Raw genomic sequence first — 11,634 nt, forward strand, 5'->3', positions numbered from 1 at the left:
AGTGCGGGGCGGCCGCCCGGCACGTCCCGGCGTGAGCGGACACGAGCTGTCGTACGTCGCCAACAAGCACTTCTCGATCGTGCTGCTGCACGCTGCGATCGCCGACCTGGTGCCCGGTTCTCGTGAGCCCTCGCCGTATGTCAGAGGGATACCCGCGCTGTTCTGCCAGCGGCAGAACACCGGCCAGGCCGGGCTCGACGATCACTACAGTCCAGTCTCATGACGACGATTACGACGCGTACGGTCGAGTATCCGGCCGACGGTTTGACGATGATCGGGCACCTCGCGCTCCCGGCCGGTGTCGACCGCCGGCCCGCGGTGCTAATCGGACCAGAGGGCATGGGGCTGAGCGACGTCGAGCGCCGCCGGGCCGATGCTCTCGCCGAGCTGGGATACGTAGCGTTGGCCTTCGACCTCCACGGCGGGCGCTATTTGGGCGACCCCGAGGAGATGCTGGCCCGTTGCCTGCCGCTGCTCTCTGATGCCGACCGGATGCGGGGCATCGGCCACGCGGCGCTCGACGTGTTGCGCGCCGAACCGCGGACCGACCCCGACCGGATCGCCGCCATCGGCTACGGCACCGGGGGCGCCATCGGGCTGGAACTCGGGCGCGACGGCGTCAACCTGCGCGCGATCGGGACAGTCAACGCAACCACCACGGGCCGACCGGGTGAGGCAGCGCGCATTCGCTGCCCGGTGTGGGCCGGGGTCGGGTCGGAAGACCCGATCATGCCGCCCGCGCAACGGGATGCGTTCACCGCCGAGATGCAGGCCGCAGGCGTCGACTGGCGCCTCACGGTCTACGGCGGCGCCTTGCACGCCTTCCACCACCCGACGGTCGACCACCCCACGGTCCCCGGCGTCGGCTACCACCCACAGCACGCGCAGCGAGCCTGGCGCGACGTCGTCGACCTGCTCGCCGAGTGCCTGCCCGTGACGGAAGACTGAGGGCATGACCCAGGTAGGCATGCCGGCGGCCGGGCACTGACAGTCCCCTCCCTCAAGTCCGCACAGCAGAACCGCATTCGGGCGGATCGTGCCGCTGGGCGCGGGCGGACGAGAGGGACGCCGACACCGTCAACCGGGAGCTGTCCATCGCGCCCAAGGGGATCGGCTGGTGGAGCGCCAGGGCTGGAGCGAAGGCGATCCGACGATCGGCATCGAGCGGCGGCCGGCGCCGACGCTCGACGTGTGCCCGGAGACCGGCCGGGCCCGGCTCTCCTACCGCCGCGCTGAGGAGATCTTCGAGGTGAAACACCCGGCTGCTGGCCAACCTCCTCGCCTCACCCGACGACATCGAGGACCTGGACGGCTGGACGCTTCACCGGCTACGGCACAGTGCCCTGACGCACGACGCGGAGGACGGCACCTCCACCCCAGATGCTGCTGGCCCGCTCCCGCCACGCCTCCGCCCGATCCGGCCTCCGGCGCCGGCGGACGAGGCTCCACGGAATGCCAACTCCGGGGCGGCCGGGCCGTGGTGGCCGAGCGTTCCCGCCGAGGCACGAACCGACTGGCGCCACAAGGCAGTTGAACGGAACCATCCAGGCCACCTGTACGGCGGTGGCCCGCGCGCCGACCTGGATCGGCGCAGTACGTTCACGGGCGGGGCGGAGCGCCCGTCCCGTCTGTGCGCCGTCGCGCGCCGGAGAGGGGTTCACCGCAGTGATCGTGATCGCACATATCAGCGACCTTCACGTCGACAGTTCTCCGCGCAGCGCCGAGCGGACCAGAGCCGTGATGGCGTACCTCGAATCGCTCGACGTCGACCTCGACGCGGTGGTGGTGACCGGTGACATGGCCGATCACGGCCTGGAGTCGGAGTACACGCTGGTACGGGAGTTGCTGCGCACCCGGCACCCGCTGCTGGTCTGCCCGGGCAACCACGACCGCCGTGACGCCTTCCGCGACGTGCTCCTGGGCATGACGACACACCGTTCCGGCGCTCCCGTGAACCAGGTGCTGCGCGGCGACGCGTTCACCCTGGCCCTCTGCGACTCGTCGGTGCCGGGCAAGGACGAGGGGTGGCTGGAGGACGAGACGCTCGCCTGGCTGGAGGGCGTGCTCGACGAGACGCCCGAGGGCATGCCCGTCCTGGTCGGCTTCCACCACCCGCCGACCGCACTGCGGATGCCGTTCGTCGACGGCATCCGCCAGTTCGGTGAAGACCGCCTAGCCGAGCTGGCGGAGCGCCGCCCCGGCATCGTCGCGTTCCTCTGCGGGCACGCGCACACCGCGGCGGCCACCACCTTCGCGGGGCGCCCGCTGCTGGTGGCCCCCGGCGTGATCTCGACCTCGAAGCTGCCCTGGGAGCCGTACAACCACCCGAACGACCATGTGTACCGGGACGAGATGGCGCCGTCGCTCGCCTTCCACCTCCTGGACCAGGAGGGCCGGATCACGACGCACTTCCGCAGCGTCCCGGTCGAGGCGCGGGCCTCTTCGTGAGCGACCTGGCGAGGCGCTGACGCCGTCGGCCGAACCTCAGTCCAGCCAGATCTCCCGGACCTGGCGCAGCGGATCGTGCTCCACGCGCGGCTCCGCGTCCCAGATCATCGTCGCGCGCTCGTCGGCCGTGTAGCGCGGCCAGGACTCGCCCGGGTCCTGATCCCGTACGAAGGCGACCCAGGCGCGGTGCATCGCGTCGGCCAGCGCGCGGGGCGGGGCCTCGCCGGCCACGGCGGTGACCCCCTCGGCCTCCAGGAGGTCGAAGGCGTACGGCAGGTCCAGACAGTGGAAGGCGGTCCCGTTGACGGGCGACTCCCAGACGAACTCGTAGAGCCAGGTGGGACGTCGACGCGCCGCCCGGGCGTCCGCGAGGGCCAGGGAGGGTGCGCGGAAGGTGACGTCGGTCAGGGCCTGGCCGAACAGCGCCTCCGGGTCACCGTTCCCGTACGCCGCGGTGAAGGAGCGCACCCGCTCCTCGGCCAGCCCGAACGCGCCGAGGAGGACCGGCACGGGCGGGCCGTCCGGGCCCGGGCCGGGGAAGGCGTTGAACTCATGGGCCGTGAAGCCCAGCATGAGCGGGACGTCGGCCCCCGCCTCGCCTGCCGTCAGCGCGTCGAGGACGGGCTCCGGGATCAGCTCGCCGTCGGCGAAGGGCGCCAGAGAGAGCAGCGGCGGGAGGCCCTCGCGGTCCGCACCCGGCGCGCCCATCCGGTCCTGGAGGTCGAGGAGTTCGTCGTCGCTCAGGTCGCGGAGGGCCGCGGCGGTGGCGGGTACGCCGGTACGTGCCGTGAACAGGCGAGAGGCGGCGCGGGCGACCTCGGGGCCGTCGGGGCGCATGACGGCCCCGGAGACGGAGAGCGCACCGCGGAAGAGGCCCCGGGCGGCGGGGACGGCGAGCAGCGTCTGCACGGCGCCGCCGCCCGCCGACTGGCCGGCGACGGTGACCTTGGCCGGGTCTCCGCCGAAGCGGGCGATGTTGTCGCGGACCCATTCCAGGGCGGCGATCCAGTCGCGGACTCCTCGGTTGTCGGGGGCGTCGTCGAGGTGCAGGAAGCCCTCGATGCCGAGACGGTAGCCGAGGGAGACCAGGACGACGCCGTCCCGGTTGAAGGCCGATCCGTCGTACCAGGGGCTCGCCGCCGACCCCGCCACATACCCGCCGCCGTGGATCCAGACGAGAACGGGCAGACCGGCGTCGGGGTCGGCCTCGGGCGTGAAGACGTTGAGGTTGAGGACCCCGGCGCCCGGGACGGAGGGCTCGGGGATCGTGGTGACCTCGGCGAACGGGCGGCGCTGGGCGGTCGGCCCGTAGGCGGTGGCGTCCAGCGGTTCGGTCCACGGCTCCGGCGGGACGGGCGGCGCGAAGCGGAGGTCGCCGACGGGCGGCTGCGCGTACGGAATGCCGAGGAAGCGCAGGCTCCCGTCGGCCCGGCGCGCGCCGCGGACGGGGCCGCGGGTGGTGGTGACGGTGGTGACGGTCATGGGAGCAGCGTCTGGCCGAAGATCGGCCGCGTCAACGCTTGCGAGCGAAAGTGACACGTGTCACTTACGCGTGTCACCGAGCGCGATGCCTGGATTCGGGCCCGCCTGGGTACAACGTGCCTCGACGAGGAGGGGGCGGGGTGGCGGGGTTGCACGCGGAGACGGTGGTCGGGCTCCTGATCGTTGCCGGCGGAGCGGGTCTCATGGTGCTGGGCGCCGTCCGCAAGGGCCGAGCGGTCCGGCCGTTGCGCCCCGCACGGGCTTGGGCCGCCGCGCAGCGGAACCAGTGGCGGGTGCTGCGACGTGCGGCGGGCATGGCGATCGCGTCGGCGCGCGAGGCGGCGGGGGCGGGAGAACCGGCGATCGTCACGGTCGAGGACGTCCTGCGCCTGGCCGACGAACGCTTCGCCCACCCGGACGTGGCCCCTCACCTCGCGGCGGCCGCCCTGCGGCACGAGTACGAACGCGGGGCGTGCGCCAGGGACTGCGTGACGGACGCCTACGGCTGACGGCCCGGCCGGTTGACGAACCCGGCCGGCTGACGGGCCCGTACAGCTGGCGGTTCCGCATTATTGGCGCCCCCGTACGGCCGGTGGCCCCGTACGGCTGGTGGCCCCGTACGGCTGGTGGCCCCGTACGGCTGGTGGACGCGTCCAGCTGCCCCGCACCCTGGCGCGGGCCCCGGCCGGCCGCTCACCGGCACTCACCCCGGGCCATCCGGACAGACCTGCCCGGGCCGGCCGACCCGCACCGACCGACCCCGGCCGACTGGCCTCGCCCCCCTGGCTGGGCCATTGGTGCCCTAGCCCGGGAAGGGAGTCGCCTGGTGGTAGTACATGCGCCAGGTGCCGTCGGCGTGGCGGCGCCAGAGGGAGCTGCGGTGGGCGTGGAGGCCGTCGATGTGCGTGTCGTAGGTCAGGTGGACCAGGCCAGGCGCCAGGACCGTGCCGGTCATCTCCGAGGGCTCGTATCGCGGCCCGTCCTGCGATCCGCCGGCCATCGCGGGCAGCGCGGCGAGCATCTCCTCGTACGTCCAGCGGCGACCGGACGCGCCGATCTCCACGAAGTCGGGGTCGAGGAGTGCCCCGGCGAGCGCGCGCGAGGTGCGCACCTCGGGCTCCAGCAGGCGCAGCTCGGCGGCCATCGCCTCGCCCACCTCACCGGCCCCGGCGGCCTCCGCGTTCACAGGGCGATCCAGTAGCGACGCTTGCGGCCGATCTCCGTGTCGCGTGTGTCCTCCAGGACCCCGCCGTTGCGCTCGATCGTGCGGGCGGAGGCCACGTTGCCCTCGTCGCAGGTCACCAGGACCCGGTCCATGCCGAGGGCGCGGGCCTCGGGAAGTACGGCGCCCAGGGCCCAGGTGGCGAGGCCTCGGCGGCGGGCGGACGGCCGGATGCTGTAGCCGATGTGCCCGCCGGCGCGCAGCAGGAAGTCGTTGAGTTCGTGGCGGAGATCGATCGCGCCGACGTACGCCCCGTCCTCGACGACCCACCAGTGTGTGGCGTGCACCCAGCCCGGCGCCAACGGCCTTGTCCGGTCAGCCTGTTCGCGCAGCCGCCCGACCCAGGACGCGAAGACCTCGGGCATCGAGAAGGCCTCGACCTCCGCCAGCCTCATCCCCGCCCCGTCCTGTCGCGCGCCGGGACTCCACTCGGCGTGCGCTTCCAGCCAGGAGCGGTGGAGGCTGGTCGTGGGGGCGATCAGTTCGGGCATGCGGGCGACGATAACAGGCCATAGGCCCTGTTGATCAGGGCTTTCCGTGCCGTACGGGACAGGGGGCTACTCGCCCGTGACACCGTCGATGCGCTCGCGCAAGAGGTCCGCGTGGCCGTTGTGACGGGCGTACTCCTCGATCATGTGGGCGATGACGTAGCGCAGGGAGTACTCCTCCTCCCCCAGGTGGCCCCGGTCGTCCAGCGAGTCCGCCGCGTCCACGACGGCGCGCGCCCGTGCGCACTCCTCGCGCCACACGGCGAACGCCTCGTCGACACCGGCCTCGTCGAGGTCGTCGACATCGAAGTCGGCCCAGTCCGTGGAGCCGGCCGGCGTCCACGGACTGCGGCTCCGCTCACCGTTGATCACATTGCGGAACCAGCCGCGCTCGACCTCGGCCGCGTGCCGCACGAGGCCCACGAGCGAGAGCCCGGACGGCGCGATCGCCCGCTCCTTGAGCTGCTCCGTGGTCAGCCCCGCGCACTTCATCGCCAGGGTGTCGCGCTGGAACTGGAGCATCGAGGTGAGGGTGGTGCGCTCGTCGGCGGTACGAGGTGGCTGCAGGCGGTGATCTTCACTCATGGGGGCATCGTGACAGCGGCCACCAGCCCCGGGCCCGGCATTTTCCCGCGGGCTCGACGTCGCGGGTCAGCCGCCGTGCTGCTGCCGTCAGCAGACGCCGCGGGTCAGCCGCCGCGCTGCTGCCGTCAACCGCCCTGGGGTACGGCGTACTGACGGAAGCCGGACCAGTCCACGACCACGCAGGGCTCGTCACCGAGGACCCAGGCGTCGTGGCCCGGCTCGACGGCCATGAAGTCGCCGGGCCCCAACTCGGCCGACTCACCGTCGTTCATGACGACCTTCATCCGGCCACTGACGACGTATCCGACGTGTGCGGCCTCGCAACTCTCCGTTCCGGCGAGGGGCTTGATGTGCTTGGACCACTGCCAGCCCGGCTCGAACACGGCACGACCGACCGGACCGCTTTCCGCGTTGATCAGGTCCAGTCTGCCCTTGGCGTCCTCGAAAGGACGAGTCTCATCTGCGGAGTCGAAGCTCCGGGACACGATTCCGGTCATGTTCGTCCGCCTCCAGGCGGTGGGACGCGCCAGCCCCCGAGTCCACTTCCAGGTTACGCCGGAGGGCCCTGCCGGACCTCTCCCCGATTTCCCGTTGCCCGCCCGGATGATCACGGGTTAGCGTGACGGTATGACTGCCGGGTTGGCCGATGGCCGCGAGCGAGTGAGGTACCCGGCCTTGGCGTGACCGCCGCCGGGTGGGCGCGAGGCCCGCCTCGGTCGTCTTCCGCGCGCGCGTGCGCACCGTTGCGTACGTACGCGCTCGAAAGAACAAGCAGGAAGACACCGACGCAGCCTTTCGAGAGGACCCACTGTGGCCATCGAGCTCAACCACACCGTTGTTTACGCCCGTGACAGGCGGGCCTCCGCCGAGTTCCTCGCCGAGGTGCTCGGCCTGGAGGTCGGCGCGCCCTTCGGGCCGTTCCTGCCGGTCGAGACCGGCAACGGCGTCACCCTCGACTATTACGAGTCGCCCGACGCCTCCTTCACCCCTCAGCACTACGCGTTCCTCGTGCCCGACGAGGAGTTCGACACGATGATCGGCCGTCTGGAGCAGATGGGGGTCACGTACTACGCGGATCCGAGTCACACCGAGCCGGGGCAGATCAACCGCCTGTTCGGCGGCCGGGGCGCGTACTTCGACGACGCGGACGGTCACAACATGGAGATCATCACCCGCCCCTACAGCCGCGGCTGACCAGCGACGAGGCGTGGCGCACATCGATGCGGGCGGGGTGCGTGGATCTTTCAGGGATTGTTCATTCGGTGATCACTTCTTTGGTGGTTCCACGCACATCCGCCGCCTCATTTCTGTGTGGATCCCTTACCGGACAGACCTACACATAAAGGCCAGATAAGCGCACAATGAAACCGCGGCACCACGCCGCAAGCGCGGTCAGACGTGCAAGACGCCAGAAGGAGGCGAGTCGTATGTCTGACGTCTCTCACCGTCCTGGTGATATCAGGGAACACCCTGACGCGACGGAAATGCGGGAGCGTTACTCCCAGATACTCCAGACCCGAGGTGTCACAGCGGTCGAGGAACTGGTCATCCTGGCCGGCATCTGGGCCGCGATCTCCGCCTACACGGTTCACTTCGCGGGCCTCCACCCGGACCTCGCCCTCAGCAACCTGATCGTCGGTATCGCCATCGCGGCTCTCGGAGTCTGTATGTCGATGGCTCCGGAACGGGCGCAGGACCTGAACTTCGTCGCTCTGGTCGGCGGAGTGTGGCTGATCATCTCCCCTTGGGTGGTCGCCCGGAACGCCGAAACTGGCGCGATCCTGAGCAACGTCATCACCGGTGCGTGCGTCTGCCTCTTCGCTCTCACGGCGGGTGGGCTGCTCATGAGCAAGACCAGAAAAACGGGATGAACCTCTGATCCTGCCCAAGAACGGCGCCGCAACCCCTACGGGATGCGGCGCCGTCGCCGCGCCACAGCCGCAAATGCAGACACAACTACCCCCAACGCCCCTTCCCAGGTAACGAATTGACCCGCCGCGTTTCAGCCACATAAGTTCTGCGTAAGCTTGCTCCACAGGGACAGGCTCCCGCTCGCATTTCCCAGTCCTTGGGGGGACTAAGTGAACTGGTACCTCGACGTTCTCAAGAAGTACGCCGTATTCACCGGCCGTGCGCGCCGCCAGGAATACTGGATGTTCTTCCTGTTCAACTTCATCGCGCTGGTCGTCGTGGCCGTCATCGACATGGCCATCGGCACCTACCCGCTCCTCTACGCGATCTACGCCCTGGCCGTGTTCCTGCCCAGCCTCGGCGTGGCCGTCCGCCGCCTGCACGACACCGGCCGCTCGGGCTGGTGGCTGCTCATCGGCCTGGTCCCGCTGGTTGGCGGCATCATCCTTCTCGTGTTCCTCGCCAGCGAGGGCAACCAGACGGACAACTCGTACGGCGCGAACCCGAAGCTCGCGGCCGCGTACTGAGCTCCACAGTGACGAAGCCCCCGGAGGGAACCCCTCCGGGGGCTTCGCCCATTCCCGGTCCCGGCCCCGACCCGGACGCCGACCCCGAGCCCAACGGCCCCGACCCCGGCCCGGACGCCTCCCCGGGGTCGTAAGGCCAGTGACGCTTCGTAGCACTTGCCGGCCGCTCCTTGTGCACCGTGGCACACGACCCGCCTCCTCCCCCGCCCCTAGCCTCGCCGCAACGGTTCGAAATCGAACGAACGAGGGGCGGTACCGGTGAACTGGCTCATCCACGACTACCGCGAGAGCGATCTCGCCGCGGTCGTCCACCTGATCGACACCACGGCCGAGCTCGGACAGGAGTCCGTGTTCTCCCTGGCCGAGTGCATCGGCGCCTTGACCTCCCGCCAGCCGGCCGTCGTCGCCGTCCACCAGGGCGTCCCCATCGGAGCGGCGCTCGCCTCGGTCTCGGGCGAGCGGGCCTGGGTGATGCGGATCGCGATCTCCTCGGCCTGGCGTGGCCGGGGGCTCGCCAGCGCGCTCCTGGTCGAGCTGGAGCGGCGGCTGGTCGCGGCGCGCGTGGGACGGATCGCGTACGTCCTGCCCGAGGAGGAACTGCTCGGCGAGGGCCTGCTCAACGCCGGGTACACCCGTCAGCCCGCCGTCGCCTACTTCGAGAAGGTCGAGCCGCTGCACGGCCCCGCCGCCAATCTCCTCGACGACCTCGGCGGGCGGCTGCTGCCGGGCGATCTGTGGGCCAAGGTCGCCGGCATGGAGCGCGAGAAGGACCTGATCGAACGGCGTGTCGTCCTGCCGCTCGCCGAGCCCGAGCGCGCGGCGCGGCACGGCGTGCGTCCGCCGCGCGCGGTGGGCCTGTTCGGCCCGCCGGGCACGGGCAAGACCACGTTCGCCCGTGGGATCGCCTCCCGGCTCGGCTGGCCGTTCGTGGAGATCCTGCCGTCCCGGCTCGCCGACGAGGGCAATCTGGCGGCGGCGCTGCGGTCCGCGTTCGCCCGGATCGCGGAGCTGGAACGGGTGCTGGTCTTCATCGACGAGGTCGAGGAGATCGCCCCCGTGCGGCAGGAGCCCGCGCAGCCCGGCGGCATGCACGGGGTGACGAACGAACTCCTCAAGCTCATCCCGGGGTTCCGTGAGCGGGACGAGCGGCTGCTCGTCTGCGCGACGAACTCGATCCGCTCCCTCGATCCTGCCTTCCTGCGCCCCGGGCGCTTCGACTACCTGATCCCCATCGGGACACCGGACAAGGCGGCCCGCGCCGCGATCTGGGCGCGGTACACGGAGGGCCGGCCCGATGTCGACATCGACGAACTGGTGGCGGCGAGCGACCTGTTCACGCCCGCCGACATCGAGCATGCCGCCCGGATCGCCGCCCAGAACTCCTTCGAGCGCGATCTGGCCGCCGTCGGCGGTCGCACGGCGGCCGACGAGCGGCTTCCGGGCGCGACCACCGCGGACTATCTGGAGGCGGTCGGCCAGTGCAGGCCGACGGTGACTCCGGAGATGATCACCCAGTTCGAGTCGGACATCACCCGCCACGCGCGGTTCTGACGGGGTGTCGCGGTCCATATCGTGGTCGTCAGCGTTCCGGACGTCGTCCGCGGACGACGTCCGGCGACGAGGAGGGGGACTGATCCCATGGAGCGGTACGAGGGCCTGGAGCTCATGACGGTCACACAGACGGCCGAGCTGGAGGCATGGCTGGAGGCCCACCACGCCGACACGCCCGGGGTATGGCTGAGGATCGCCAAGAAGGGCAAGGGGGGCGAGTCGCTGACGAACCCCGAGATCCTCGACTGCATGCTCTGCTTCGGCTGGATCGACGGACAGCGCAAGGGCGGGGACGGGGCGTACTACTTCCAGAAGTACACCCCGCGGCGGTCGCGCAGCCTCTGGTCGCAGGTGAACGTCCGCAAGATCGAGGCGCTCACGGCGGCGGGCCGGATGCGCGAGCCGGGGCTCGCCGAGGTGCGGGCGGCGCAGGCGGACGGCCGGTGGGAGAGCGCGTACCCGTCCCAGGCCGAGGCGACCGTACCGGACGACCTCGCGGCGGCGCTGGCGGCCGACGCCCGGGCGCGGGCCTTCTACGAGGGGCTCGGGAAGACCGACCAGTACATGGTGATCATGCGGCTGTGGCAGGCCCGCACGCCCAAGGGCCGGGCGGAACGGCTGGAGCGGATGGTGGCGAAGCTGGCGGCCGGCGAGAAGGTCCGGTGAGCGGCGCGGGTTGCCGAGGTGTCAGCGTCGGCGGCGGTAGAGGACCTGGTGGGCGTCGTGCTCGACGAAGGACGAGACGTGGGTCATCCCGACGGCTTCGAGGAGCCGCCGGGAGGGGTGGTTCGCCTCCTGCGTGAGCGCGACGACGCTGGGGGTGCCGTGGAGCGTCGCGCCGACGACGGCGGCGACCGCCTCGCGGGCGTAGCCGTGGCCCCAGTGCTCGGGCAGGAACTGGTACGACACCTCGGTCTCCCCGTCCCGCGCCTCCGGCTCCACCGTCACGAGCCCGAGCAGCACCCCGTCCGCGGCCCGCACCACCGCGTAGACGCCGGGTGCCCCGACGACGCGCCGCTGGCGGATCCGTACGACCTGCTCGGTGACCGGCCCGCCCAGATGCCTTCTGACGTCGGGGTCCGTCCACAACCGCGTGACGGCCGGCACGTCGGCCGTCCGCACGGGGCGCAGCAGCAGTCGCTCGGTGGTGAGGTCGTCGGCCGGCGCGGCGGAAGGAGAGGCGTGCATACGTACGATCATCTCAGCCCGCACGGCCGCGCCGCCCTGCACCGGGGTGTGAGCGCCGTCGTCCTAGGCCCTCTCGTCACCATGGGCCCCGGCGGCGAGCGGCGGCTGGCGCGGTGCATCGCAAGGCGGAGGATCGCCCTCGTACTGGGCGTACTCGGCGACTGACGACAACGCGGCGAGGTGCCGTGCCAGGCGTCGGGAGCAGGGGGCCATGGTGACGACAGGGCCTAGG

The 11,634-nt window shown here is 71.3% G+C and carries 16 protein-coding genes; 10 read left to right on the top strand and 6 right to left on the bottom strand.

Annotation, left to right across the window (positions count from 1 at the left end):
* Positions 1-31 precede the first annotated feature (31 nt).
* From M5362_RS31330 to M5362_RS31340, 3 genes are all read left to right on the top strand, one after another.
* Positions 32-223, top strand: coding sequence for a hypothetical protein (locus M5362_RS31330; RefSeq protein WP_260231245.1), 192 nt, complete (start codon positions 32-34; stop codon positions 221-223).
* Positions 220-948, top strand: coding sequence for a dienelactone hydrolase family protein (locus tag M5362_RS31335; protein WP_260231246.1), 729 nt, complete (start codon positions 220-222; stop codon positions 946-948). The genes M5362_RS31330 and M5362_RS31335 overlap by 4 nt, the downstream gene beginning before the upstream one ends.
* Positions 949-1,671: 723 nt before the next feature.
* Positions 1,672-2,448, top strand: coding sequence for a metallophosphoesterase (locus M5362_RS31340; protein WP_374214555.1), 777 nt, complete (start codon positions 1,672-1,674; stop codon positions 2,446-2,448).
* A gap of 36 nt (positions 2,449-2,484) precedes the next feature.
* Here the strand turns inward: M5362_RS31340 and M5362_RS31345 are convergent, their stop codons facing one another.
* Positions 2,485-3,930: a carboxylesterase/lipase family protein gene (locus M5362_RS31345; RefSeq protein ID WP_260231249.1), complete on the bottom strand. Its 1,446-nt coding sequence runs from the start codon at positions 3,928-3,930 to the stop codon at positions 2,485-2,487.
* A 140-nt stretch (positions 3,931-4,070) separates the two neighbouring features.
* On the opposite strand from M5362_RS31345, the gene M5362_RS31350 reads away from it, so the two are divergent.
* Complete coding sequence (locus M5362_RS31350; protein WP_260231250.1) at positions 4,071-4,439, top strand: hypothetical protein; 369 nt, start codon at positions 4,071-4,073, stop codon at positions 4,437-4,439.
* Between the two features lie 293 nt (positions 4,440-4,732).
* Here M5362_RS31350 and M5362_RS31355 read toward each other — a convergent pair whose 3' ends face one another.
* From M5362_RS31355 to M5362_RS31370, 4 genes are all read right to left on the bottom strand, one after another.
* Positions 4,733-5,074, bottom strand: coding sequence for a nuclear transport factor 2 family protein (locus M5362_RS31355; protein WP_260231268.1), 342 nt, complete (start codon positions 5,072-5,074; stop codon positions 4,733-4,735).
* A gap of 38 nt (positions 5,075-5,112) precedes the next feature.
* The gene (locus M5362_RS31360; RefSeq protein ID WP_260231251.1) at positions 5,113-5,643 is read right to left on the bottom strand and encodes a GNAT family N-acetyltransferase; all 531 of its coding nucleotides are present in this window, start codon (positions 5,641-5,643) and stop codon (positions 5,113-5,115) included.
* 66 nt (positions 5,644-5,709) lie between these two features.
* On the bottom strand, positions 5,710-6,225 hold the full coding sequence (locus M5362_RS31365; RefSeq protein ID WP_260231252.1) for a DinB family protein: 516 nt from the start codon (positions 6,223-6,225) through the stop codon (positions 5,710-5,712).
* A 125-nt stretch (positions 6,226-6,350) separates the two neighbouring features.
* The gene (locus M5362_RS31370) at positions 6,351-6,722 is read right to left on the bottom strand and encodes a cupin domain-containing protein (protein ID WP_260231253.1); all 372 of its coding nucleotides are present in this window, start codon (positions 6,720-6,722) and stop codon (positions 6,351-6,353) included.
* A 313-nt stretch (positions 6,723-7,035) separates the two neighbouring features.
* On the opposite strand from M5362_RS31370, the gene M5362_RS31375 reads away from it, so the two are divergent.
* The 5 genes from M5362_RS31375 (at position 7,036) to M5362_RS31395 (ending at position 10,880) form a co-directional block, all read left to right on the top strand.
* Positions 7,036-7,419, top strand: a complete 384-nt coding sequence (locus M5362_RS31375; protein WP_260231254.1) for a VOC family protein — start codon at positions 7,036-7,038, stop codon at positions 7,417-7,419.
* A 233-nt stretch (positions 7,420-7,652) separates the two neighbouring features.
* Entirely contained in the window at positions 7,653-8,096 is a 444-nt protein-coding gene (locus tag M5362_RS31380) for an SPW repeat protein (protein ID WP_260231255.1), read from the top strand.
* A 210-nt stretch (positions 8,097-8,306) separates the two neighbouring features.
* On the top strand, positions 8,307-8,663 hold the full coding sequence (locus M5362_RS31385) for a DUF805 domain-containing protein (RefSeq protein ID WP_260231256.1): 357 nt from the start codon (positions 8,307-8,309) through the stop codon (positions 8,661-8,663).
* Positions 8,664-8,921: 258 nt separating this feature from the next.
* Positions 8,922-10,214 carry an ATP-binding protein gene (locus tag M5362_RS31390; RefSeq protein WP_260231258.1) on the top strand — a complete coding sequence of 431 codons (1,293 nt, stop codon included), beginning with the start codon at positions 8,922-8,924 and terminating at the stop codon, positions 10,212-10,214.
* 87 nt (positions 10,215-10,301) lie between these two features.
* Positions 10,302-10,880, top strand: coding sequence for a YdeI family protein (locus tag M5362_RS31395; RefSeq protein WP_260231259.1), 579 nt, complete (start codon positions 10,302-10,304; stop codon positions 10,878-10,880).
* Positions 10,881-10,901: 21 nt separating this feature from the next.
* On the opposite strand, the gene M5362_RS31400 is transcribed toward M5362_RS31395, so the two are convergent.
* Positions 10,902-11,402 (bottom strand): GNAT family N-acetyltransferase, encoded by a 501-nt coding sequence (locus tag M5362_RS31400; RefSeq protein ID WP_260231260.1) that lies wholly within the window; start codon positions 11,400-11,402, stop codon positions 10,902-10,904.
* Between M5362_RS31400 and M5362_RS31405 the strand changes: the two genes are divergently transcribed.
* A complete protein-coding gene (locus M5362_RS31405) occupies positions 11,397-11,567 on the top strand; it encodes a hypothetical protein (RefSeq protein WP_260231261.1) in 171 nt (56 codons plus the stop codon). The two genes, M5362_RS31400 and M5362_RS31405, sit on opposite strands and share 6 nt — an antisense overlap.
* Positions 11,568-11,634: the final 67 nt, after the last annotated feature.

The organism is Streptomyces sp. Je 1-79 (assembly GCF_025195125.1).
Taxonomy (GTDB): Bacteria; Actinomycetota; Actinomycetes; order Streptomycetales; family Streptomycetaceae; genus Streptomyces.

Bases quoted from the DNA above. Each gene is read 5' to 3' on its own strand.
- M5362_RS31335 (WP_260231246.1), top strand. From the start codon at position 220: ATGACGACGATTACGACGCGTACGGTCGAGTATCCGGCCGACGGTTTG.
- M5362_RS31345 (WP_260231249.1), bottom strand. From the start codon at position 3,930: ATGACCGTCACCACCGTCACCACCACCCGCGGCCCCGTCCGCGGCGCG.
- M5362_RS31355 (WP_260231268.1), bottom strand. From the start codon at position 5,074: ATGGCCGCCGAGCTGCGCCTGCTGGAGCCCGAGGTGCGCACCTCGCGC.
- M5362_RS31360 (WP_260231251.1), bottom strand. From the start codon at position 5,643: ATGCCCGAACTGATCGCCCCCACGACCAGCCTCCACCGCTCCTGGCTG.
- M5362_RS31365 (WP_260231252.1), bottom strand. From the start codon at position 6,225: ATGAGTGAAGATCACCGCCTGCAGCCACCTCGTACCGCCGACGAGCGC.
- M5362_RS31370 (WP_260231253.1), bottom strand. From the start codon at position 6,722: ATGACCGGAATCGTGTCCCGGAGCTTCGACTCCGCAGATGAGACTCGT.
- M5362_RS31380 (WP_260231255.1), top strand. From the start codon at position 7,653: ATGTCTGACGTCTCTCACCGTCCTGGTGATATCAGGGAACACCCTGAC.
- M5362_RS31395 (WP_260231259.1), top strand. From the start codon at position 10,302: ATGGAGCGGTACGAGGGCCTGGAGCTCATGACGGTCACACAGACGGCC.
- M5362_RS31400 (WP_260231260.1), bottom strand. From the start codon at position 11,402: ATGCACGCCTCTCCTTCCGCCGCGCCGGCCGACGACCTCACCACCGAG.